The 22965-nt window shown below is 71.2% G+C and carries 23 protein-coding genes; 12 read left to right on the top strand and 11 right to left on the bottom strand.

Features of this window, described 5'->3' with window-relative positions:
* Window positions 1-66: 66 nt before the first annotated feature.
* Window positions 67-999: an aldo/keto reductase gene (locus ADK67_RS00715; protein ID WP_053714365.1), complete on the bottom strand. Its 933-nt coding sequence runs from the start codon at window positions 997-999 to the stop codon at window positions 67-69.
* A 109-nt stretch (window positions 1000-1108) separates the two neighbouring features.
* On the opposite strand from ADK67_RS00715, the gene ADK67_RS00710 reads away from it, so the two are divergent.
* On the top strand, window positions 1109-1933 hold the full coding sequence (locus tag ADK67_RS00710) for a TIGR03620 family F420-dependent LLM class oxidoreductase (RefSeq protein WP_053714364.1): 825 nt from the start codon (window positions 1109-1111) through the stop codon (window positions 1931-1933).
* Here ADK67_RS00710 and ADK67_RS00705 read toward each other — a convergent pair.
* Entirely contained in the window at window positions 1930-2217 is a 288-nt protein-coding gene (locus ADK67_RS00705) for a DUF427 domain-containing protein (protein WP_053714363.1), read from the bottom strand. The genes ADK67_RS00710 and ADK67_RS00705 overlap by 4 nt on opposite strands.
* A gap of 94 nt (window positions 2218-2311) precedes the next feature.
* On the opposite strand from ADK67_RS00705, the gene fbaA reads away from it, so the two are divergent.
* The gene (gene fbaA / locus ADK67_RS00700) at window positions 2312-3346 is read left to right on the top strand and encodes a class II fructose-bisphosphate aldolase (protein ID WP_053714362.1); all 1035 of its coding nucleotides are present in this window, start codon (window positions 2312-2314) and stop codon (window positions 3344-3346) included.
* 56 nt (window positions 3347-3402) lie between these two features.
* Here the strand turns inward: fbaA and ADK67_RS00695 are convergent, their stop codons facing one another.
* The 3 genes from ADK67_RS00695 to ADK67_RS00685 all read right to left on the bottom strand — a co-directional run bounded on the left by ADK67_RS00695 (window position 3403) and on the right by ADK67_RS00685 (window position 7088).
* Window positions 3403-4569, bottom strand: a complete 1167-nt coding sequence (locus ADK67_RS00695; RefSeq protein WP_053714361.1) for a serine hydrolase domain-containing protein — start codon at window positions 4567-4569, stop codon at window positions 3403-3405.
* 159 nt (window positions 4570-4728) lie between these two features.
* Window positions 4729-5907 carry a serine hydrolase domain-containing protein gene (locus ADK67_RS00690; protein ID WP_053714360.1) on the bottom strand — a complete coding sequence of 393 codons (1179 nt, stop codon included), beginning with the start codon at window positions 5905-5907 and terminating at the stop codon, window positions 4729-4731.
* A 65-nt stretch (window positions 5908-5972) separates the two neighbouring features.
* Entirely contained in the window at window positions 5973-7088 is a 1116-nt protein-coding gene (locus tag ADK67_RS00685; RefSeq protein ID WP_053714665.1) for a hypothetical protein, read from the bottom strand.
* Between the two features lie 294 nt (window positions 7089-7382).
* Between ADK67_RS00685 and ADK67_RS00680 the strand changes: the two genes are divergently transcribed.
* Both ADK67_RS00680 and ADK67_RS00675 read left to right on the top strand, forming a co-directional pair.
* Window positions 7383-7790: a DUF3151 domain-containing protein gene (locus ADK67_RS00680; RefSeq protein ID WP_053714359.1), complete on the top strand. Its 408-nt coding sequence runs from the start codon at window positions 7383-7385 to the stop codon at window positions 7788-7790.
* A 4-nt stretch (window positions 7791-7794) separates the two neighbouring features.
* A complete protein-coding gene (locus tag ADK67_RS00675) occupies window positions 7795-8871 on the top strand; it encodes an FUSC family protein (RefSeq protein WP_157619834.1) in 1077 nt (358 codons plus the stop codon).
* A 152-nt stretch (window positions 8872-9023) separates the two neighbouring features.
* On the opposite strand, the gene ADK67_RS00670 is transcribed toward ADK67_RS00675, so the two are convergent.
* The 3 genes from ADK67_RS00670 to ADK67_RS00660 all read right to left on the bottom strand — a co-directional run bounded on the left by ADK67_RS00670 (window position 9024) and on the right by ADK67_RS00660 (window position 10658).
* Entirely contained in the window at window positions 9024-9272 is a 249-nt protein-coding gene (locus tag ADK67_RS00670; protein ID WP_053714358.1) for a hypothetical protein, read from the bottom strand.
* Window positions 9273-9278: 6 nt separating this feature from the next.
* Window positions 9279-9920, bottom strand: coding sequence for an HNH endonuclease family protein (locus tag ADK67_RS00665; RefSeq protein ID WP_053714357.1), 642 nt, complete (start codon window positions 9918-9920; stop codon window positions 9279-9281).
* A gap of 108 nt (window positions 9921-10028) precedes the next feature.
* Window positions 10029-10658: a diacylglycerol kinase family protein gene (locus tag ADK67_RS00660; protein WP_231647955.1), complete on the bottom strand. Its 630-nt coding sequence runs from the start codon at window positions 10656-10658 to the stop codon at window positions 10029-10031.
* Between the two features lie 137 nt (window positions 10659-10795).
* Here ADK67_RS00660 and ADK67_RS00655 point away from each other — a divergent pair, with 137 nt between their 5' ends.
* From ADK67_RS00655 to ADK67_RS00635, 5 genes are all read left to right on the top strand, one after another.
* Complete coding sequence (locus ADK67_RS00655; protein WP_053714356.1) at window positions 10796-12082, top strand: adenylosuccinate synthase; 1287 nt, start codon at window positions 10796-10798, stop codon at window positions 12080-12082.
* A gap of 152 nt (window positions 12083-12234) precedes the next feature.
* Window positions 12235-13059 carry an ABC transporter permease gene (locus tag ADK67_RS00650; protein ID WP_053714355.1) on the top strand — a complete coding sequence of 275 codons (825 nt, stop codon included), beginning with the start codon at window positions 12235-12237 and terminating at the stop codon, window positions 13057-13059.
* A complete protein-coding gene (locus ADK67_RS00645) occupies window positions 13044-13745 on the top strand; it encodes an ABC transporter ATP-binding protein (RefSeq protein WP_053714354.1) in 702 nt (233 codons plus the stop codon). Before ADK67_RS00650 ends, ADK67_RS00645 begins: the two co-directional genes overlap by 16 nt.
* Window positions 13729-14679 carry an ABC transporter substrate-binding protein gene (locus ADK67_RS00640; RefSeq protein WP_053714353.1) on the top strand — a complete coding sequence of 317 codons (951 nt, stop codon included), beginning with the start codon at window positions 13729-13731 and terminating at the stop codon, window positions 14677-14679. Before ADK67_RS00645 ends, ADK67_RS00640 begins: the two co-directional genes overlap by 17 nt.
* A complete protein-coding gene (locus ADK67_RS00635) occupies window positions 14676-15881 on the top strand; it encodes an LLM class flavin-dependent oxidoreductase (RefSeq protein WP_082403121.1) in 1206 nt (401 codons plus the stop codon). Before ADK67_RS00640 ends, ADK67_RS00635 begins: the two co-directional genes overlap by 4 nt.
* A 97-nt stretch (window positions 15882-15978) precedes the next feature.
* Here ADK67_RS00635 and ADK67_RS00630 read toward each other — a convergent pair whose 3' ends face one another.
* The 3 genes from ADK67_RS00630 to ADK67_RS00620 form a co-directional block, all read right to left on the bottom strand.
* Window positions 15979-16734 carry a hypothetical protein gene (locus tag ADK67_RS00630; RefSeq protein WP_157619833.1) on the bottom strand — a complete coding sequence of 252 codons (756 nt, stop codon included), beginning with the start codon at window positions 16732-16734 and terminating at the stop codon, window positions 15979-15981.
* Window positions 16735-16795: 61 nt separating this feature from the next.
* A complete protein-coding gene (locus tag ADK67_RS00625) occupies window positions 16796-17899 on the bottom strand; it encodes a glycerophosphodiester phosphodiesterase (protein WP_157619832.1) in 1104 nt (367 codons plus the stop codon).
* A 137-nt stretch (window positions 17900-18036) separates the two neighbouring features.
* Complete coding sequence (locus ADK67_RS00620; RefSeq protein WP_053714351.1) at window positions 18037-19590, bottom strand: Na+/H+ antiporter; 1554 nt, start codon at window positions 19588-19590, stop codon at window positions 18037-18039.
* A gap of 28 nt (window positions 19591-19618) precedes the next feature.
* Between ADK67_RS00620 and ADK67_RS00615 the strand changes: the two genes are divergently transcribed.
* From ADK67_RS00615 to ADK67_RS00605, 3 genes are all read left to right on the top strand, one after another.
* Window positions 19619-19879 carry a UBP-type zinc finger domain-containing protein gene (locus ADK67_RS00615; protein ID WP_053714350.1) on the top strand — a complete coding sequence of 87 codons (261 nt, stop codon included), beginning with the start codon at window positions 19619-19621 and terminating at the stop codon, window positions 19877-19879.
* A gap of 109 nt (window positions 19880-19988) precedes the next feature.
* Window positions 19989-21971, top strand: coding sequence for a TRAP transporter permease (locus tag ADK67_RS00610; RefSeq protein ID WP_082403144.1), 1983 nt, complete (start codon window positions 19989-19991; stop codon window positions 21969-21971).
* Window positions 21952-22944: a TAXI family TRAP transporter solute-binding subunit gene (locus ADK67_RS00605; RefSeq protein WP_053714348.1), complete on the top strand. Its 993-nt coding sequence runs from the start codon at window positions 21952-21954 to the stop codon at window positions 22942-22944. The genes ADK67_RS00610 and ADK67_RS00605 overlap by 20 nt, the downstream gene beginning before the upstream one ends.
* Window positions 22945-22965: the final 21 nt, after the last annotated feature.

Below are 22965 nucleotides of genomic sequence, written 5' to 3'. Positions count from 1 at the left end.
CTCCTCAGCCGGTCTGAGCCAGGAGGTCACCGTAACGCAACTTACCGCCAGTAAGCTACTGGCGAGTTAAATGGAACTGGCCGCGGTCAGGGCCGCCACCTCGTCCGGCTTCAGCTCCAGTTCCAACGCCGGGAGCAGGTCGGCGAGCTGGTCGGTGGTGCGCGCCGACGCGATCGGCGAGGCGACCGTCGGCTGCACCGCCAGCCACGCCAGGGCGACCGCCGCCTGGGTGGTGTGGTGACTCCCCGCGACCTCGTCCAGCGCCGCGAGGATCCGCAGGCCGCGTTCGTTCAGGTACTTCGACGCGGCGGCGGCCCGTGCGCTCTCCACCGTCACGCCCGGCCGGTACTTGCCGGTCAGGAAGCCCTTCGCCAGGCCCCAGTACGGCGCGGACACGAGCCCGTGGTCGGCCACCGCACGGGACAGTTCGCCCTCGTAGGAGCGGTCGACGAGGTTGTACGCCTGCTGGAGCGCGACGAACTTGGCGAACCCCTCGCGCTCGGCCACGGCGAGCGCCGACGTGAGCCGCTCGGCGGTGTAGTTGGACGCGGCCACGTGCCGGACCTTGCCGGCGCGGACGAGCCGGTCGAACGCCGCCAGCGTCTCCTCCTGCGGCGTGCCGAGGTCGTCCTGGTGCGCGTAGTACAGGTCGATGTGGTCGACGCCGAGGCGGCGCAGAGAGTCCTCGGCGGCGCGCTCGATCGTGGCGGCCTTGAGGTCGGCCAGGCCCCGGAGCATGCCGACCTTGGTCGCGACCACGATCGAGTCCCGGTTGCCGCGGCTGCGCAGCCACTTGCCGATGACGGTCTCCGACTCGCCGCCGACGTGCCCCTCGGTCCACGCCGAGTACGCGTCCGCGGTGTCGACGAAGTTGCCGCCCGCCCGCGCGTAGGCGTCCAGCACGGCGAACGAGGACTCCTCGTCGGCGGTCCAGCCGAACACGTTGCCACCCAGGCACAGGCGCGACACGTCGAGGTCGCTGGTTCCAAGTTTCGTCATGTCGCGAACCTAGGCGTGGTGGTCCATTCGCGCCGAATGGACGAGTCAGGACTAAATGGTGCCGCGGCGCGGTTGGCAGTCGTCAGCACCTAGTTCGCGGGGAGACGAAATGACGGTCGAGTTGGGCAGGTACGGCGTGTGGGACCGGGCCGCGCGGTGGGTGGGCCGCGGCGAGGACGCGGCGGAGCTGGAAGAGCTCGGTTTCGGCGCCCTCTGGCTGGGCGGATCACCCGACGGCAGCGTCATGGCCACGGTCTCCGAGCTCCTGGACGCCACCGAGAAGATCACCGTGGCGACCGCCGTGATGAACGTCTGGACGACCCCGGCCGGCGAGGTCAACGACGGCTACCGGGCGCTGGCGTGGACCGACCGGTTCCTGGTCGGCATCGGCACCGGGAACGGTGAACTCGTCGGTGAGGTGCATCACAGCCCCTACCAGAAGCTGATCCACTACCTGGACGAGTTGGACGTGCCGCGCGACCGCCTGGCGCTGGCCGCGCTCGGCCCGCGGGTGCTCCGGCTCGCCGCCGCCCGGACGAGTGTCGCCCACCCCTACCTGGTGACGCCCGACTACACGGCGAGAGCGCGCGAGACCGTCGGCGCGGGCGTGCTGCTCGCGCCCGAGCAGCACGTGGTGCTGGAGGAGGACCCGGCACGGGCCCGTGACCTGGGGCGGGAGGCGTTGGCCGAGTACCTCGACCGGCCGCACCACACCCGCAACTGGCTGCGCAACGGCTTCACCGAGGCCGACCTGGCCGGCGGCGGCAGCGACCGGCTGGTGGACGCCCTGGTCGCCTGGGGCCCGGTCGAGCGGGTCGCGCGGCGCCTGCGCGAGCACCACGAGGCGGGCGCCGACCACGTGGCGGTCCAAGTGGTCGGCTCCGCCGACGTCCAGCGGGCGTTCCGCGACGTCGCGGCCGCCCTGGCGGACTAGTTCTCCGAGATCTCGACGCCGTTCCAGAACGCGACGTGGTCCTTGATGTTGGCCGCGGCCTCGCTGGGTTCCGGGTAGTACCACGCGGCGTCGGTGTTGTCCTGACCCTTCACGTGCAGGGTGTAGTAGCTCGCCGTGCCCTTCCAGGGGCAGACCGTCGTCGTGTCCGACGGCCTGAGGTACTGGGGGTGCACCGACTCCAGGGGGAAGTAGTGATTCCCCTCCACCATCTCGGTCTTGTCACTCTCGGCGATGATCTCGCCGTTCCACCGTGCGATCGCCATGACACCACTATGCCGTTGATCATCTTCGCTCGCCGGCGGCTGCCCGTAGGATGCTGCCGACACCGCGTTCCGGGCACCCGAGGAGGACCCACCGATGCCCATCGCAACCCCCGAGGTCTACGCCGAGATGCTCGACCGCGCGAAGGCGAACGAGTTCGCCTACCCCGCGATCAACGTCACCTCGTCCGAGACCCTCAACGCGGCCCTGCGTGGTTTCGCAGAAGCCGAGAGCGACGGGATCATCCAGGTCTCGACCGGTGGTGCCGAGTTCGCCTCGGGCACCAAGGTCAAGGACATGGTGACCGGCGCGGTTGCGCTGGCGGAGTTCGCGCACGTGGTCGCCGAGAAGTACCCGGTGAACATCGCGCTGCACACCGACCACTGCCCGAAGGACAAGCTCGACGGCTACGTCCGGCCGCTCGTCGCGATCAGCCAGGAGCGGGTGGACCGCGGGCTCAACCCGCTGTTCCAGTCGCACATGTGGGACGGCTCCGCCGTGCCGCTGGACGAGAACCTGAAGATCGCTTCGGAGCTGCTCGACCTCACCGCCAAGGCCAGGATCATCCTCGAGATCGAGGTTGGCGTGGTCGGCGGCGAGGAGGACGGCGTCGCGCACGAGATCAACGAGAAGCTCTACACCTCGCCCGAGGACTACCTGAAGACGGTGGACGCCCTCGGCGCCGGTGAGAAGGGCCGCTACCTGGTCGCGGCGACGTTCGGCAACGTGCACGGCGTGTACAAGCCGGGCAACGTGAAGCTGCGCCCGGAGATCCTCAAGCAGGGTCAGGACGTGGTGGCCGAGAAGCTGGGCCTGCCGGCCGGCTCCAAGCCGTTCGACCTGGTCTTCCACGGCGGCTCCGGCTCGCTGCTGGAGGAGATCCACGAGGCGCTGACGTACGGCGTGATCAAGATGAACATCGACACGGACACGCAGTACGCGTTCACCCGGCCGATCGTCGCGCACATGTTCGGCAACTACGACGGCGTGCTGAAGGTGGACGGGGAGGTCGGCAACAAGAAGGCCTACGACCCGCGGTCCTACCTCAAGGCCGCCGAGCAGGGCATGGCCGCCCGCATCGCCCAGGCGTGCGAGCACCTGAAGTCGTCCGGCCGCATGATCGCCGGCTGAGGCGCACCCGCACGGCGAACGGCCCCTTCCGGTCTCGGAGGGGGCCGTTCCGCGTGCTACTCGCCGTACATGCGGCAGACGGCCGCGGTGAAGAGCTCCAGCTCGATCTCGTTGTTCTCCGGGGCGAAGCGCTGGATCCGGGTGGTGAGGACGGTGACGTTCCGGGCGCCCGTGCGGTCGGTGAAGCTGTAGCTGGAGTAGCCCGGCAGGCCGCCGGTGTGACCCCAGACCGTGCCGCACCGGGTCGCGGCCTCCATCACGCCGAGGCCGTGGCGGACGGGGCCCGAGCCCTGCGGGACGGTGTCGAGCATGGCCTTCAGCTGGTCGCGCGGCAGCAGCCGGCCGGCGAGCAGGGCGGACTGGAAGCGCTGCCAGTCGCGGGTGGTGGAGGTCATGCCGCCCGCCGCCCACATCCAGCTGACGTCGATGCCGGTGACGTCCACGTGGTCGTGGTGCTCGGGACCGGCGAATCCGAGGCCGGGCGGTGCGCCGGGCGGCAGGTGCGGCGCCAGGTGCTCGGCGTCCGGCTCGTACCCGTGGGCGTGGCGGCCGGGGAACGTCGCGTCGGTGGGCAGGCGGGTGTCGGCGAGCCGCAGCGGCCCGGTGACGCGCCGTCGTACCAGCTCGCCGTAGGTCCGGCCGGTCGCGCGCTCCAGAACCATGCCGACGAGCGTGTAGTTGGTGTTGCTGTAGTCCCAGCGCTCGCCCGGCGCGAACAGCGGCGGGTGCCCGGTGGCGACGGCGACCAGCTCCGCGGGCGGCCAGTGGCGCGGCTGCTGCCCGGTGACCAGGCCGAACAGGCGCGGGTCGTCGATGAAGTCGAACAGACCGCTGGTGTGCCCGAGCAGCATCTCCAGCGTGATGGCCCGGCCGTTCGGCACGACGCCGGGCAGCCACTTCTCCACGGGGTCCTCCAGCGCCAGGACGTCCTCGGCGACGAGCTGGAGGGCGATCGTGGCGGTCACCGTCTTGGTGTTCGAGGCGACCCGGAACTGGTCGGTGGGCCGCAGGCGGTGGTCACGGACCGTCCAGCGCGCCTGGCGGACCAGCTCGGTGACCCGGCGGCCGTCGTCGACCCGGACGATCACGCCCGGCGCGCCCGCCGCGACGAGCTCCTCGGCCAGGCCGGTGAGCTCGTCGGTGGCGGACGCGGTGACGGCTCCGGCGCCCACGAGCGCGACGGCGACGCAGGCCGCCGTCGCGGTGCGTAAGAGTGTCCGCATGGGGTTCCCCCTTCGGGATCGGGACTTGCCCGATCGATCCTCGGGGAAGCCGGGGTACGGCGGAATCGGTCCGTCACTAGTGTTCGACGGGGGGTTGACCCCACCACGAACCGCGGAACGGCCCCCTCCGGTCTCGGAGGGGGCCGTTCCGCGTCCGCGCTACCGGCGGTTCATGCGGCAGACGGCGGCGTCCACCAGTTCCGCCTGCGCCGCCGCCGCGTCGGGTGCGGCGAGGGCGAAGTTGGTCGTCATCAGCACGGTGACGGTGCGGGCGCCGGTGGCGTCGGCGTAGTTGTGGCTGCGGTAGCCCGGGAAGCCGCCTGAGTGGCCCCACACGGTCCCGCACGACGTCTTGACCTCCATGACGCCCAGGCCGTAGCCGTTGGCGCTGCCGCCGCCCTGGGGCACCGCGTCGCGCATCTCCGCGAGCAGGTGCCGCGGGATCAGGCGGCCGGACATGAGGGCCGTGAGGAACTTGTCCCAGTCGCCGGCCGTGGACACCAGGCCGCCCGCGGCCCACGCGGGGCTGAGGTCGATCCCGGTCACGTCGACGTGGTCGTGGTGCTGCGGGCCGGCGAAGCCGTCGCCGACGGGCGTGCCGGGCGGGAGCAGCGGGCCGAGGTGCTCGGCGTCGGGCTCGTACCCGTGGGCGTGCCTGCCGCGGAACCCGGTCCCGCGGGCGAAGTAGGTGTCACCCATGCCGAGCGGCCGGATGACCCGCTGCTCGACCAGGTCGGTGTACGGCCGGCCGGTCACGGCCTCCAGCACCATGCCGATGAGCGTGTAGTTGGTGTTGCTGTAGTCCCACTGCTCGCCGGGCGCGAACAGCGGCGGGTGGGACAGGGCCACCGCGACCAGTTCGACGGGCGTCCAGGCCCGCGGCCCCTGGCCCGTGAGCAGGCCGAGCAGTCGCGGGTCGTCCAGGTAGTCGAACAGGCCGCTGGTCTGGTTGAGCAGCATCCGCAGCGTGATCGCCGAGCCGTTCGGCACCACGCCCGGCAGCCACCGCTCGACCGGGTCGTCCAGGCCGAGGCGCTGCTCGGCGACCAGCTGCAGGACGAGGGTGGCGGACACCGTCTTGGTGTTGGACGCCATCTTGAACTCGTCGTCGACGCGGAGCCGGTGGTCCGCCAGCGTCCAGCGGGCCTGCCGGGTGACCTCCACCGGCCGGCCGCGCCCGTCGTCGACCCGGACGACGACACCGGGCACGCCCGCCGCCAAGGCCTGGTCGACCGCGCCGGCCAGCCGGTTCGGCGTGGCGGCGGCGAGGCCGGCGGTGGCCGCGGTCAGGGACAGGGCCAGCGCCCCGGCCACCGTCGTGCGGAGAAGTCGGCGCATGAAAATTCCCCCCGAGGATTGGGTTCTACCCGGTCAATCCTCGGGGGGAGCGGAGTCGATCGGAATCAGGCGACCACCAGTGATCCTCGGGGGGTCTGCCCCACCTTGATCCGGTCGGCGACCAGCCAGAGCACGGCCAGCGCGACGAACGTCGCGGCGGCGGACGGGTAGAGGATCGGCGGCGCGGCGTCCAGCGCCTGCAACGCCCAGATCCCGCCGTAGCCCAGGCCCGTGACGGCGGCCGAGCCGAGGACCGCGGCCAGCGGCGCGGGCAGCCTGCCGAGGTGCGCCGCGTCCACGGCCAGGCCGATGAGCAGCAGGAACACCGGCACGGTCGACAGCGGGAAGTCGGCGACCCCGAGCAGCGGCCAGATCAGCAGGCGGTAGGCGACGTAGCCGCCGGCGACCACGGTCGCGGCCCACGGCGCGCCGATCGTGCGCCGGGCGATGACCAGCACGAGGGCCGCCGCGACCAGGCCCCACACCGGGTAGACCCAGTCGGGGATCGGCAGCGAGAACTGGACGATCGACTCGCGGTCGACGGGGCGGCCGATCTGGTCGGCGGCGAACTGCAGCAGGCTCGGTTCGGCGTACGGGTCGCCGCGGTCCCACGAGGCGATCTCCAGCACGCCGTACTCCTGGTGCTGGTTCGGGAACCACATGTTCTCCAGGAACAGCAACCACAGCCCCGTCAGACCGAGCACGCGCCATCGGCCGCCGGTCGGGTAGAGCTTGATCCACCCCCGGATCGCGCCGGCCATCATGATCGCGGTGCCCAGGTACAGCAGGGCGTGCGACCCGCTCCACGACGTGATGTCGAGGCCGTTGATCCGGTGGTTGATCAGGTCGATGGGCAGCGCGACCAGGAAGACGCCGGTGCCCCACTGCATCAGCCGCAGCGCGGTCTTGTCCGCGCCGTAGCCGGTGTAGGTGTGGAACAGCGTCAACCCGACCACGATCACCGTGCCCAAGGTGTTGATCATGTGTGGTGGCGCCAGTTCGTCGCGCAGCCACTTGAAGTGCCAGGCCACGTCCCACGAGGAGCCGATCAGCTTGAGCAGCAGACCGACGAGCCAGAGCTTGTAGAGCGAGGCCACGAGCGCCGGTGGCGTCTCACGCCCCGGCTCGCCGCGCTCCCAGTACTGGTCGCGGAAGCGCGCGACGCGATTGGTTACCCCCATGTTCACCCGCCCATGATGCGTCCCGGCTGGGGTGGCTGGAAGGGTGCCCCGCCCTGGAATTTCCCGGAATATCCCCTAGGGGACGTCGATGACCAGCGTATTCCGGGGTCCACTCATGCTATCAGGTGATGTTCGTTGCTCCGTATGGCCGCACCGGGAAGGGTGCGGGCCTGAGAGTTCACTGAGAACCGAGGAGCGATTCCATGGGCAAGAAGGTCGTCGCCGGCGTCATCGTCACCGCGCTGGTGCTGGCACTGGTCGCTGCGGTGGCCCGGGTATTCCTAAGCTGACGGCATGGAAAACCTGCTCGGTCCCGAACCCACGTTGCTGCCGGACCGCCCGGAGGCGCAGGCCGCCGCCGAGGCCGGCACCGACCCGGCCAAGATCGTCCGCGCCTACCCCGACTTCAGCGAGGCGTGGGCGCTGCTCGCCGAGCGGGCGTTGCAGACCGGCGACCCGGTCGCCGGCTACGCGTACGCGCGCACCGGCTACCACCGGGGCCTCGACCAGCTGCGCCGCTCGGGCTGGAAGGGCCACGGCCCGGTGCCCTGGTCGCACCGCGGCAACCAGGGCTTCCTGCGCGCGTTGGCGGCGCTGGCGCGGGCCGCCGACGAGATCGGGGAGACCGAGGAGTACGAGCGCTGCCGGAAGTTCCTCGGTGACAGCGACCCGGCGGCGCCCGCCGCGCTCGGCCTGAGCTGAGCACGTGGGGGCCGTGCGCGACGAGGTGGCGCGCAGGCTGAAGCGGTGGCAGAGCACGGCCTTGCCGATCGGCCAGGCCGCGCTCGCCGCCGGCCTGTCCTGGCTGGTCGCCACCGAGGTGGTCGGCCACGCGCACCCGTTCTTCGCGCCGATCGCCGCCGTCGTGTGCCTGGGCGTGTCGCTGGGGCAGCGGCTGCGGCGCGTCGTGGAGCTGGTCGTCGGCGTGTCCGTCGGCGTGGGCGTCGGTGACGTGCTGATCTCGCTGATCGGGTCCGGGCCGTGGCAGATCGCGCTGGTCGTGGCGTTGGCGATGTCCACGGCGGTGCTGCTGGACGGCGGCGCGGTGATCGCGTTGCAGTCCGGCTCGTCGGCGGTGCTGGTCGCCACGCTGCTGCCGCCGAGCGCCGGCGGCGGGCTGGACCGGATGGTGGACGCGCTGGTCGGCGGCTTGGTGGGGCTGGCCGTGACGGCGCTGCTGCCGGCGAACCCGCTGACCGTGGCGCACCGGCAGGCGAAGGTGGTGCTCGGTGAGCTGACCGAGGCGTTGCGCGGGGTGGCGACGGCGGTGGCCGAGTCCGACGCCGTGCAGGCCGCCGGGGTGTTGGCGCGGTTGCGCGGCAGCCAGGAGGCGGTGGACGAGTTCGCGTCGGCGTTGAAGACCGGCGGCGAGATCGCCACCATCGCGCCGATCCGTTGGCGCAGGCGGCACGAGCTGGGCCGGTACGAGACGGCCGCCACGCCGGTGGACTACGCGCTGCGCAACACCAGGGTGCTGGCCCGGCGGGCGTTGGCCGCGCTGCGGGACGGCGAGCGGATGCCGGACGTGCTGCCGGACGTGCTGCGGCAGTACGCGGACGCGGTGGACGTGCTGCGGGGTGAGCTGGCGCGCGGCGAGGAGCCGAAGAAGGCGCGTGCGGCGGTGCGCGACGCGGCGGCCTGCGCCACGGCCCAGCACCTGGGCGGCGAGGGGTTCTCCACGAAGGTGGTGCTGGCGCAGGTGCGTTCGGTGGCCGTGGACCTGTTGCAGGCCACCGGCCTGTCGCGGAACGAGGCGGCCTCCTCGTTGCCGCCGTTGCGGTGACATGGCCGCTGCCGCCGCCCGCGAGGTCGCGTCGGTAGTTCGGGGCTCATCCCGCGGCGATCACGCTTTTCGATCGTTGCGGGATCAGTCGCGAACTACCGACTTCCAGGCGACCTCGCCGCCGTCTGCGGAGCAGCGGCAATCCAGCACAGCTAGCCCTCGGGGCGGTTCAGGACGCCGAGCAGGACGGCGTGCACCGCCTCGTGGTCGGCCGGGTCGGCCAGTCGGCACGACGCGCCCGTGATGGCGTACCACTCCTCCGCGCCTTCGTAGCGCACCAGCGCGCGCAGCTCGCCGTTGTCCAGCGAGGTGCGCAGTTCCAGGTCACCGGTCACCACGCCGACCTCGTCGGTCATGACGCCACCCGGTCCGGCCACGAATGCGGAAGACAGGTCGGCCATCGGTCGTCAGCACCTCCCGAGCATGCTCTGCAGTGCAGACTTCTCCGCCGAGTTCACGCTCAAACCCCACTTGTACTTCGAGCGCGTCCACATCTTCGCGTAGGTGCACCAGTACGAGCTCAGCGGCGGCTTCCACAGCGCCGGGTCCTGGTCGCCCTTGGCCTGGTTGACGTTGTCGGTCACGGCGATGAGCTGCGGGTTGGTCAGGTCGTTGGCGAACGACTGCCGCCGGGACGTGGTCCACGAGGACGCGCCGGAGCGCCACGCCTCGGCCAGCGGCACGATGTGGTCGATGTCCACATCGGACGCCGCCGTCCACGTCGCGCCGTCGTACGGGCTGTACCAGCGGCCGGAGGTGGCCGCGCAGCTGGAGTCGGTGACCACGTTCGTCCCGTCGCGCTTGAGCACCGTCTCGCGGGTGTTGCAGGCGCCCGACACGGTGCTCCAGTGCGGGAACAGGTCCCGCGAGTAGCCGCTGGTCGAACCCTCGGTGGCGACCCTCAGGGCGGCCAGCTCCGAGAGCGCGGTGGTGGTGCTCGGGATGTTCGGCGGCGTCGCCTGGGCAGGGGTGACCAGGCCGACTGCCAGCACACCAGCCAGGAGCAGGGAACAGATCGAGAATCGCGCGGTTTTGTTGACCGTTGACATAATTCCGACCTTCCTAGTTGGAAGCTGTCGGAATTACCTTGGGTCAATTCTCCTTCCGTTACAACGCTTTCGAGTGACGCCTGAATGGCGGGCGAGAAAATTCCTCCGTCACTGCAACCCGCGGACCAACCGCAAGTCCTCCGTGTGGCGGTACCAGGTCCACTTGCCCATCGGCCGCGGGTGCGGGACGCCGTCCGAGTTCACCTGCACCGGCAGGCAGCCGAGCTGGAACGCGCGCGCCGACGTGCTGGTGACCTTCCGCCCGAACAGGCGCTTGTGGATGACGTGCACGACCAACCCCGGACCGCCCTCCGGGTCCGGGGTCACCTCCAGCCGGGACGCTTGACCCCGGAGCACCACCGTGTCGTCGCCGTAGCCGACCCCGCGCACCGGGCCCAGCGAGCCGAGGCCGACGAGCACGCCGCCGACGTCGTCGCGGACCAGCGGCACCCGGTCGGGGTCACCGGACAGGGCGAGGTCGAGCGCGCGGCCCGGGTCGGTCGGCAAACCCCAGAGCTTCGCCACCTCCGACCGCGGGTCCGCGGGCACGTACCCGACCGGCACGTCGGCGAGCCGTTCGGTGCGCAGCAGTCGCAGCACGACGGCATTGAGGTCGCCGTCCGTGCCGTGCACGACGAGACGTTTGTCACCCGAATCGGCGAGAACCGCGTCCACCTCGGCCTTTCCGGGCCGTTCCGCCACCTGGCGGACCTCGAAACGGTCACCGTCCGTGATCATTGGCAACTGCGAGTTTCCGCAGGCCAGCACGATTCCGCGCACCTTCATCTCCTGGTCTACCCTCAACAGCCGTCCACTGACGGCGCGGCCGTCGCAGGCATTCGGCTCTTTACCCGTCCAACCGCTTGGAGTTTCACATGCCGGCCGTCGTGCTGATCGGTGCCCAGTGGGGCGATGAGGGCAAGGGCAAGGCAACCGACCTGCTCGGTGACCGGGTGCAGTGGGTGGTCCGGTACCAGGGCGGCAACAACGCCGGGCACACCGTGGTGCTGCCCGACGGCCAGAAGTTCGCCCTGCACCTGATCCCCTCCGGCATCCTCACCCCTGGCGTGACCAGCGTCATCGGCAACGGTGTCGTGGTCGACCCCGGCGTGCTGCTCGAGGAGCTGGCGGGCCTGGACGAGCAGGGCGTCGACACCAGCAAGCTGCTCATCTCCGCGGACGCGCACTTGATCATGCCGTACCACGTGGCGATCGATAAGGTCACCGAGCGGTACCTGGGCAAGGCCAAGATCGGCACCACCGGTCGCGGCATCGGCCCGTGCTACCAGGACAAGATCGCCCGCGTCGGCGTGCGCGCGCAGGACCTGCTGGACGAGAAGATCCTCCGGCAGAAGGTCGAGGCCGCGCTGGACTTCAAGAACCAGGTGCTGGTCAAGGTCTACAACCGCAAGGCGCTCGACCCCGAGCAGGTCGTGGACAGCGTGCTGGAGCACGGCACCAAGTTCACCTCCCGGATCGCCGACACCCGCCTGCTGCTCAACCAGGCGCTGGAGCGCGGCGAGACCGTGCTGCTGGAGGGCTCCCAGGGCACGCTGCTCGACGTCGACCACGGCACCTACCCGTTCGTGACGTCCTCGAACCCGACCTCGGGCGGCGCGAGCGCCGGTTCGGGCATCGGGCCGACGAGGATCACCACGGTCATCGGCATCCTCAAGGCGTACACGACGCGCGTCGGCTCGGGCCCGTTCCCGACCGAGCTGAACGACGAGATGGGCGAGCACCTGCGCAAGACCGGCGGCGAGTTCGGCGTGACGACCGGGCGGTCCCGGCGCACCGGCTGGTTCGACGCGGTGATCGCCCGGTACGCGGCGCGGGTCAACGGCATCACCGACTACTTCCTGACCAAGCTGGACGTGCTGTCCGGCCTGGAGAAGGTGCCGGTCTGCGTCGGCTACACGATCGACGGCGAGCGGGTCGACGAGATGCCGATGACGCAGACCGACGTGCACCACGCCGTGCCGGTGTACGAGGAGCTGCCGGGCTGGTTCGAGGACATCAGCCACTGCCGTACGTACGAGGAGTTGCCCGCGAACGCCCGCGCGTACGTCGAGCACCTGGAGCAGATCTCCGGCGCCCGGATGTCCGCGATCGGCGTCGGCCCCGGCCGCGACCAGACCATCGTGCGCCACAACATCATCTGAGTTCGTTCTGAACGAAGTGCCTCCGAGACCGAATCAACCGGTCTCGGAGGCACTTTCACAATTCGGGACGCGTTGACTTCTCCCGACCGGATACCAAAACTCGGACTCGCTGATCAGCGCGTCCGATGTCCGTTGTCCGCTGGGAGAAATCCGTGTCGATTTCCACCGCGGGTGTCGTCGCGCGCCCGGAAACCGCTGTCGCGGCGCGTGCACCCGCAATAAAACAACGCAAGTGGCCCGATCTGCGGCGCTGGCTGAGCCCGGTCGGGCTGGTGCTGCTGTGGCAGGCCGCGAGCAGCACCGGTGTGCTGCCGCCGGACAAGCTCGCGTCACCGGTGACGGTCTTCCGGTCCGCCTACGACCTGGTCCTGGACGGGCAGTTGGTGGACGCGTTCCTGGTGTCGCTGAGCCGGGTCGCGGTGGGGTTCGCGATCGGCGCGGTCGTCGGCGGCGCGCTCGGCCTGGCGTCCGGGCTGTCCCGCTGGGGCGAACGGCTGCTCGACCCGCCGGTGCAGATGCTGCGCACGTTGCCGCACCTCGGCCTGATCCCGTTGTTCATCCTCTGGTTCGGCATCGGCGAGGAGCCGAAGCTGGCGCTGGTCGCGGCCGGTGTGGCGTTCCCGCTGTACCTGAACCTGCACGCGGGCATCCGGCAGACCGACCCGGCCCTGCTGGAAGCCGCACGCGTGCTCGGCTACACGCGGCTCGAACGGGTCGCGCACGTCGTGCTGCCGTCGGCGGTGCCGCAGACGTTGGTGGGGCTGCGGATCGCGCTCGGCACGGCGTGGCTGTCGCTGATCGTCGGCGAGCAGATCAACGCCGACGCGGGCATCGGCTACCTGATCAACAACGCGCGCGAGTTCCTGCGCACCGACGTCGTCGTGGTGGGCCTGCTGGTCTACGCGCTGCTCGGGCTGACCACGGACGCCCTGGTGCGCGCGTTGGAGAGGAGGGTGCTGCGGTGGCGGGCGCGGTGAGGATCCGGGGGCTGGTCAAGGACTTCGGGCCGCGCCGGGTGCTGGCCGGGCTGGACCTGGACGTCGCCGAGGGCGAGTTCGTGGCGCTGCTGGGGCGCAGCGGGTGCGGCAAGTCGACGTTGCTGCGGATCCTGGCGGGACTCGACCCCGACGTCGAAGGCACGTTCACGGTGCCCGAACGGGTGTCCGTGGCCTTCCAGCAACCGCGGCTGCTGCCGTGGCGGCGGGTGTGGCGCAACATCTCGCTGGGGTTGCGCGGGGTCGACGGCCGTTCGGTGGCGCGGAAGGCGTTGGCCGAGGTGCGGTTGGCCGACCACGCCGACGCGTGGCCGTTGACGTTGTCCGGCGGCGAGGCGCAACGCGTGTCGTTGGCGCGGGCGTTGGTGCGCGAGCCGGAACTGCTGCTGCTGGACGAGCCGTTCGGCGCGCTGGACGCGTTGACCCGGCTCGCCATGCACCACCTGGTGGAGCAGCTGTGGCGGGAGCACCGGCCCGCCGTGCTGTTCGTGACCCACGACGTGGACGAGGCCCTGCTGCTGGCCGACCGCGTCGTGGTGCTGGACGAAGGTCGGATCGTGGCCGAGCACCACGTCGACCTGCCGCGACCGCGGCGCCGCGCGTCCTTCGCGGACCTGCGCGTCGAAGTGCTGTCGGACCTGGGAGTGGACGATGTCGAAGCTGCTTAGCGCGCTGGTGGTCGTGGTGCTGGCGCTGTCGGGCTGCGGCACGGCGGCGTCGTCGGACGGTCCGGTGGTGCTGAAGGTGGGCGACCAGAAGGGCGGTTCGAAGGCGCTGCTGACGGCGGCCGGGCTGCTCGACGACTTCCCGCACGAGATCGAGTGGTCCACGTTCACGTCCGGCCCGCCGTTGCTGGAGGCGGCGTCGGCGGGCGCGATCGACGTCGGCGGTGTCGGGAACACGCCGCCGATCTTCGCGGCGGCGGCGAACGCGAAGATCGCCGCGGTGTACTCGGCGAAGGGCAACGTGGAGGGCGACGCCCTCCTGGTGCCGTCCGACTCGTCGTTGCAGACGGTGCAGGACCTCAAGGGGCGCGGCATCGCCGTGGCCAAGGGCAGTTCGGCGCACGGTCAGGTGCTGCTGACGCTCGCCGCGGCCGGCCTGACGACCGACGACGTCACGCTCAACTTTCTGCAGCCGTCCGATGCGTACTCGGCGTTCACGCAGCGGCGGGTGGACGCGTGGGCGGTGTGGGACCCGTACACGGCGCAGGCCCAGCTCGAGGCGGGCGCACGGGTGCTGACCGACGGGCGCGGCAAGTCGAACGGCTACACGTTCCAGGTGGCCGGGCGGGCGGCGTTGGACTCGCCGGGCAAGAGCGAGGCGGTCAAGGAGTTCGTGAAGCGGATCGCGCGGGCCCAGCGGTGGGCCGACACGCACCGCGAGGAGTGGGCGCAGGCGTGGGCCGCGGAGACCGGGCTGAAGGTCGAGGTGGCGCGGGCGGCCGTGGAGCGCGGCGGCGACCTGCCGGTGAAGCTGGACGACGCGGTGATCGCGTCCGAGCAGGAGCTGGCCGACGCGTTCACCGCGGACGGCACCCTGCCGGGCAAGGTGGACTTCCGGCAGTTCGTGGACACCCGCTTCCAGGGGGAGCTGTCATGAGCGTCGTGCTGCACTGGTTCCTGCCCACGTCCGGTGACGGCCGGACCGTCGTCGAGCGCTTCCACGCCAACCGCTCGTTGGGTGCGGCGGCGTTGCGGGAGCCCGACATCGACTACCTGGCGCAGATCGCGCAGGCGGCCGAGCACAACGGGTTCTCCGGCGTGCTGACGCCCACCGGCACGTGGTGCGAGGACGCGTGGCTGACCACGGCGGCGCTGCTCGCGCGGACGTCGACGCTGAAGTTCCTGGTGGCGTTCCGGCCGGGGGTGATCTCGCCGACGTTGGCCGCGCAGATGGCGGCGACGTACCAGCGGATCTCCCGCGGGCGGCTGCTGCTGAACGTGGTGACCGGCGGCGACGAGGTGGAGCAGCGCCGGTTCGGCGACTGGCTCGACCACGACCGGCGGTACGCGCGGACCGACGAGTTCCTGCACGTGGTGCGGGCGGTGTGGTCGGGACGGCCGGTCGACTTCTCCGGCGAGCACTACCAGGTGTCGGGCGCGACCGTGATGGCCGCGCCGGACCCCGTGCCGCCGATCTACTTCGGCGGGTCGTCGGACGCGGCGCTGCCGGTCGCGGCACGGCGGGCCGACGTGTACCTGACGTGGGGCGAGCCGCCGGCGCAGGTGGCGGAGAAGATCGGCCGGGTGCGCGCGCTGGCGGGCGACCGGCCGATCCGGTTCGGCGTGCGGCTGCACACGATCAGCCGCGACACGTCCGCCGAGGCGTGGCGTGAGGCGGAGAAGCTGCTGGAGGCGTTGGACCCGGCGCAGGTGGCCAGGGCGCAGGAGCAGCTGCGGGCGTCGGAGTCGGTGGGGCAGCAGCGGATGGTGGCGCTGCACGGCGGCGACCTCAGCCGGGGCGTGCGCGGCCTGGAGGTCCACCCCGGGCTGTGGGCGGGCATCGGGCTGGTGCGCGGCGGCGCGGGCACGGCGCTGGTCGGCAGCCACTCGGAGGTGGCGGACCTGATCGAGGAGTACCACCGGCTCGGCGTGGAGGAGTTCGTGCTCTCCGGCTACCCGCACCTGGAGGAGGCCTACTGGTTCGGCGAGGGCGTCCGCCCGATCCTGGCCCGACGCGGCCTGCTGGCCGGGTCGCCGACGGCGCACGACGGCCCGGAACTGTCGGACCCCGTCGGTAGAATCGCAGCAAGGGTTCCCCTTGGCGGGGACCCGCGCGAAGCCGTCGGCGGCGGCTCCTGATGGCGCGGGTTCCTAATGGCGTAGGGACAGCCGGACCTGGTGACGCCTGTGTGGAACGGAGGACGCCCGCGACGTGCGCGGGCGTCCCCGGTGCGGTTCAGCGCTTGTCGGCCAGTGCGCCGGCGCGTTCGGCGAGCTCTTCGAGCGCCGAGTTCCAACCGGGCAGCCGGTCGTCGCGGCTGAGGAAGGGCGCGGTGCGGCGGCCCGGCTTGGCCTTGCCCAGCACGTGCACGTAGCCGTAGGTGTCGACCTGCGGTTCGACCAGCAGCACCACCGCCCGCTTGGCCTCCGGCAGCTCCACGACGGCCACGCGGAGCGGGTCGAGGCGCTTGACGCGGACCCGCTGTGGCACACCGGTGACCCGGTGGTCCGTCGCCGGCGCGCCGTGCTGGTTGACCTTCGCCAGCCACGCCTCGAACGTCCGGCGGGCCTGCCGGTCCAGCCCGTCGACCTGCTGCCGCGCGTGCGGCGTGAGCACGTCGTCGCCCGGCTCCGCCAGCCCCTGCCGCACTCCCTCGTGGGCGAGCAGCGCCCGGTCCTCCAAGTACCACCGGATGACGTCCAGGCGGTCACGCCGGTCACGCAGCTCCCGGGCGACCGCCAGCACGTCGCGCAGCCGCCGCGGGTCCGCGGGCGTCACCAGCACGCCGCTGGCGGCGAGCTTGCGCACCTCAGCCGGACTCAGCTCCAGCACCCCGGCGGCGAGGTTCGCCGACACCGGGCCGACCAGCGCGTGCAACGACTCGACGACCTCGTCCAGCCCCTTGGCCGCGACCTTGTCCTTCACCCGTCCGGTCAACGACGACACCTTGTCGACCAAGGCGAAGACGTCCCGCACCTCTTGTGGTTCCACCACGACCCCCTGACTCGACCCGACCCGGTGTCACCCTGTCGGATCGAGCCGGGGCCGGCCATCAGCCGTTCCGGGCTTCCACCGCGGTGTCGGGGTTGTCGGCGAACACGCCGTCCAGGCCCGTCGCGTAGAACTTCGCGTACTCGCCGAACGCGTCGCCGTACGCGGCCGGGTCGGTCGACTTGCGGAAGTCCGCCGGCAGGAACGTGTTCTCGTTGCGGAACGTCCAGGCGTGCACGATCAGGCCGCGCGTGTGCGCGTCGCGCACCAGAGTGGTCGGCTCGCGCAGGAAACCCGCCGCGTCACGCGGGATGATCCGGTCCTTCGCCGCGCCGACGCCGTTGGCGTACGCGCGGATCTCGCGCAACCCCTCAGGCGTCACGAGGTCGCTGTACGTGCGCTTGTCGCCGGCCTTCACGAAGTCGTACGGCGCACCCGACGAGTTGATCAGCTGCACCAGCGGCACCCGCAGCTTCCCCTTGAGCTGCTTGAGGTTGGCCACCTCGAACGACTGCACGAACACCTTCGCGCCGTGCCGGTTCAGGCCCGCCTTCGTCAGCACGTCGACCAGGCGCGGCTCCAGCGGGAGGCCGATGTCCTGGAAGTACGTGGGGTGCTTGGTCTCCGGGTAGAGGCCGATGTCGCGCCCCAGCTCACGGCTCAGCCGGCGGGACAGGTCGATGACCTCCTCCAGCGTCGGCACCTCGAACCGGCCGTCGTAGAGGGTGTTGCGCGGCCGGACCTCCGGGATGCGCTCCTTCGCGCGCAGCGTCTTCAGCTCCGCGAGCGTGAAGTCCTCGGTGAACCAGCCGGTGATCGACGCGCCGTCGATGACCTTGGTGGTCTTGCGCGCGGCGAACTCCGGCTTGGTCGAGACGTCCGTGGTGCCGCCGATCTCGTTCTCGTGCCGGGCGACCAGCTTGCCGTCCTTGGTCACCACCAGGTCGGGCTCGACGTAGTCGGCGCCCATCCGCGCGGCCAGCTCGTACGCGGCCAGCGTGTGCTCGGGCCGGTAGCCCGACGCGCCGCGGTGGCCGATCACCAGCGGGCCCTTGCGGGACGACGCCACCTCCGTGTCACCGCTCGCCGACGCCGACGGCAGCACCACCGCCCCCGCCACCGCGAGCGCCGCGAGCGCCACCCCGACGATCCTCGTCCGCACCATCGCCGACCTCCCAAGAGGGTCCCGCTCAGAGACTCCTGACGCGCGGCAGCCTCGTCGCGCACCGCGACGTACCGGACACGCTAAGGCGAAGCGCAGGCCACGTCACGGTGAACGCGTGGTGGGTGGTTCGGTGGTCGTCACTCCCTGGATATGGCCGCTTCCTCCAAGTCGAGTTCGCGGAGCACCCGGAACAACACCTCGTCGTCGATCTGCCCGTCGTCACGCGCCTGGATGAACACCTGCCGCTCGGCCTCCAGCATGGTGCGCCGCAGCCGCCGGTACGAGGCGGCCGGGCTCTCGTCCTCCTGCCTGCCCAGCCGCTCCCACGCCGCGTTGCCCCGGTGCTCGGCCATGATCCGCAGCCGGTCGACGATGTGCTCCGGCGTGCCCGCGTCGTCGCCCATCACCTCGTCCAGCTTGCGTACGGCGGCCTGCGCGGCGGCGTGCTGCACCTGCGCCTCGGCCAACGCGTCGGTCCGCTCCTCGTCGCCCCGGAACCCCAGCTTGCGGATCACGAACGGCAGCGACAGGCCCTGGATGAGCAGCGTGCCCACCGTGACGACGAACGCGCAGAACACGATCACCTCGCGTCCGGGCAGGTCCAGCGGCAACGCGCTCGCCGCGGCCAGCGACACCACGCCGCGCATCCCGGCCCACGACAGCACGGTCACGCCACGCCACCCCGGAGCGCGCTCGCGTTCACGGATCCGCTTCGACAGCAGCCGGGGCAGGTACGCCGCCGGGTACATCCACACGAACCGCACCACGATCGTCGCCGCCAGCACGGCCGCCGCCGCCCACAGCAGCCCGGCGGTGATGTCCACGTCCCGCACCACGCTGTTGAGCTGCAAGCCGATCAACGCGAACACGAACGACTCCAGCAGCGTGTCCACCGACCGCCACACCGCCGTGTCCTGCAGGCGCGTGTAGTACGAGCTGCGCGGCGCGTTGTGCCCGATGTAGAGCCCGGCGATGACGACCGCGAGCACGCCGGACGCGTGCAGCTCCTCGGCGAAGATGTACGCGCCGAACGGCACCAGCATCCCGAGCGCGCTCTCCAGCACGCCGTCGTCGAGCCGCTCGCGGATCCAGCGCACGCCCCAGCCGATCGCCAACCCGACGAGCACGCCGCCACCCGCGCTGATCACGAACGTGCGGGTGCCGTCGACCCACGTCGCGGCGGCGCCCGCGGCCGCCGCGACGGCCACCTTGTAGGCCGTCAGCGCGGTCGCGTCGTTGATCAGGCTCTCGCCGGTGAGCAGCGTCATCGTCCGCCGCGGCAGGTTGAGCCGCCGGCCGACCGCGACCGCCGCGACCGCGTCCGGCGGCGCCACCACCGCGCCCAGCACCAGCGCCGCGGGCAGCGACAGCTCGGGCAGCACCAGGTACGCGACCCAGCCCACCGCCGTGGTGGTGGCCAGCACCAGGCCCACCGCGAGCAGGCCGATCGGCCTCAGGTTCGCCCGGATGTTGTGGTACGAGCTGTCCAGCGCGGCCGAGTACAGCAGCGGCGGCAGCACCAGGACCAGGATCAGCTCCGGCTCCAGCGCGAACTCCGGCAGGCCGGGGATGAACGACACCGCGAGCCCGACGCCCACCAGCACCAGCGGGGCCGACCAGTTGAGGCGTCTGGCCGCCGCCGTGACGAGCAGCGCGCCGACGAGCAACAGGAGCAGTTCCGGACCGTGCATGGCGCAATCTTGCGTGATGATGACCGGTATGACCTGTCCTCACGTCTCAGAGCTCCCGGAATCGGTCGTCCCGGACAACCCCGAGGGCTGCGCCGACTGCCTGGCCGTCGGCGAGCGCAACTGGGCCCACCTGCGGATCTGCCTGTCGTGCGGGCACGTCGCGTGCTGCGACTCGAGCCCGCGCCGGCACGCCACCGCCCACTTCAACGCCTCCGAGCACCCCGTGATGCGGTCGTTCGAGCCGGACGAGGACTGGCGGTGGTGCTACGTCGACGCCCGGATCGTGTGATCCCCGCGGGTCGTCTTTACAGTCCCTTTAGACGGTCGCTCTATGGCTGTGACCGGCGACACAAGTAGCTTCGTGAGCGCTTCATCCAGCGCGACACGAAGGGGTGCGCGTGCCGACCAAGCCGCAGGTCGAAGTCGACGAACTGCTCGCCGAGTACGACGAGGAGCGCCCGTCGCGCGCCTTGTCCCGACGGTGGGAGCTGGGCGTGTGGGTGGCGGGTCTCGCCATCGCGCTGCTCGTGCTCAAACAGGTGTTCTGGCCGTTCAGCAAGGGCGGCCAGTACTACCTGGTGATCTTCCTGGCGGTTACGCTGCCGCTGGTCTTCCTCTGCTACCGGCCGCGCGGCAGGCGCGGCGGGGCCGACGACCCGGGTGTCGTGGACTGGGTGGCGGCGCTGTGCGCGTTCGTGGTGGGCGCCTACCCGCTGTTCGGCGGGTTCGACGCGTTCCTCGACCGCCAGGGGCAGCTGACCACGCTCGACATCGTCGCCGGGTCGCTGCTGCTGGTGCTGATCCTGGAGGCCTGCCGGCGGACCACCGGTTGGGTGCTGCCGATCGTCTGCGTCGGGTTCATCGCGTTCGCCTACTACGGCGGGTTCCTGCCGCCGTCCTGGGCGATCTCGCACGCCGGCGTCGACTTCTCGCAGATCATCAACGGCTTCTACAACGACGCGACCGGGTTCTACGGGACGCCGCTCGACGTCGCCGCGACGTACATCGTGCTGTTCACGATCTACGGGTCGGTGCTCAACGCGTCCGGCGCGGGCACGTTCTTCGTGGACATCAGCTTCTCCGCGTTCCGCAAGTCCCGCACCGCGCCGGGCCGCACCGCCGCCACCGCCGGGTTCCTGCTCGGCACCGTGTCCGGGTCGGGCACCGCGACCACCGTGTCGCTGGGCGCGGTGACCTGGCCGATGCTGAAGAAGGCCGGCTACCCGAAGGAGAACGCGGGCGGGCTGCTCGCCGCCTCCGGCATCGGCGCGATCCTGTCGCCGCCGACGCTCGGCGCGGCCGCGTTCATCATCGCCGAGTACCTGGAGACGTCCTACCTGCAGGTGCTGATCTGGGCGATCCTGCCGACCCTGCTGTACTACCTGGGCATCGCGCTGGCCGTGGAGATCGACGCCCGCAAGTTCGGCGCGAAACCGGTGGAGATCGACTCGCCGAGCCCGTGGGCGCTGCTCAAGCAGGGCGGGTACCACTTCCTGTCGCTCGGCGTGATCGTGGTGTTCCTCGCCCTGGACATCCCGGTGTTCTCCGCCGTCGTCTACGCGACCGGCGTCGCGGCGCTGTTCGCGCTGGTGGCCAAGCGTGGGAACGTGCGGGCGTGGCTGCGGGCGATGGCGGACTCGCTGTCGCTCGGCGTGCGGTCGGCGTTGCCGGTGATCGCGGTGTGCGCGGCGGCCGGCGTGATCACGTCCACCATCACCAAGACCGGGCTCGGCCAGGAGCTGGCGTCGGCGCTGGTCGACGTGGCCGGCGCGATCTCGTCCAACCCGACCGTGGTGCTGTTCGTCACGGTGGTGCTGGCGGCGGTCGCGGTGAGCCTGCTCGGCCTGGCCGTGCCGGTGACGGCGTCGTTCATCATCTCGTGGGTCGTCATCGGGCCCGCGCTGATCGAGCTGGGCGTGGCGCGCGAGGAAGCGGCCATGTTCATCTTCTACTACGCGGTGCTGTCCGAGGTGACGCCGCCGACGGCGCTCGCCGCCGTGGCCGCCGCCGCGATCACCGGCGGCGACGTGATGAAGACGATGTGGCGGACGTGGAAGTACACGCTGCCCGCGTTCCTCGTGCCGCTAGCGTTCGTGCTGACCGACAACGGCGCCGGGCTGCTGCTGCGCACGTCGTTCCTCGACGGCGTGTGGGTGTTCGCCGTCTCCGCGCTGGGCGTGGCGGCGCTGGCCGTGCTCACCGGCGGTTGGCTGTTCGGTCGTGCGCGGTGGCCGGAACGCGTGCTGTGCGCGCCCGCCGCCGTCGCCCTGCTCTACCTGCAACCCGTCACCATCGCCGTCGGCCTGGGCTTCCTGCTCGCCGCGGTGGCGGTGCACGTCGTCCTACGGAGGAAGGAACAGCATGCGCAGCTGGACGCTTAAGGTCGCCGTGGGCGTGCTCTCGGTCGGCATGGTCGCCGCCGGGTGCGGCGGAAAGCAGACCCCCGACGCGGCGAGCGGCAACTCGGGCGGAGCCGCCTGCGAGGCGGCGGACGGGCGGATCACCATCGCGACCGGCAACTCCGGCGGCGTGTACTACGTCGTCGGCGGCGGGCTGGCGAAGCTGATCAGCGACAACACCAAGATCAAGGCCACCGCCGCCGAGACCGGCGCGTCGGTGCAGAACATCCAGCAGCTCGTCGCGGGCGACTACGACATGGCGTTCTCGCTGGCCGACACGGCGGCGGACGCGGTCGCGGGCAAGGGCGCGTTCGACGGCAAGCCGCAGCAGGTGCAGGCGCTCACCAGGCTGTACCCGAACTACACGCAGGTGCTGGTCAGGGCCGACTCCGGGATCAACTCGGTGGCCGACATGCGCGGCAAGCGGATCTCCACCGGGTCGCCGAAGTCGGGCACCGAGGTGATCGCGCAGAGGCTGCTCACGGCGGCCGGGCTGAACCCGGAGACCGACGTGCAGGCGCAGCGGCTCGACCTGGCCAAGACCGCGGACGGGATGAAGGACGGCAGCATCGACGGCCTCGTCTGGTCCGGCGGCCTGCCCACCGCGCAGATCACCGACATCACCACGTCGTTGAAGGACCAGGTCAAGTTCATCGACATCACGCCGCAGCTGGACGCGCTGAAGAAGATCAACGAGGTGTACGACCGGGGCGTCATCCCGGCCGCGACCTACGGGCAGCCGGCGGACGTGCCGACCGTGGCCGTGCCCAACGTGCTGCTCGTGCGCTCGGACTTCCCGGAGGGCGACGCGTGCGCCGTGACCAAGCTCATCTACGAGAAGAAGTCGGAGTTGGAGGCCGTGCACCCGGCGGCCAAGGACATCGCCAAGGACAAGGCCGGCATGACCGACCCGGTGCCGCTGCACCCCGGCTCGCTGGACGCACTGGGCGGATGACCGGGCGGGTCATCTAGGCTT

Source organism: Saccharothrix sp. NRRL B-16348, assembly GCF_001280085.1.
Classification (GTDB): Bacteria; Actinomycetota; Actinomycetes; order Mycobacteriales; family Pseudonocardiaceae; genus Actinosynnema.
Note: the sequence above shows the minus strand (reverse complement) of the source record. Positions and strands in the feature narration are given on the sequence as shown.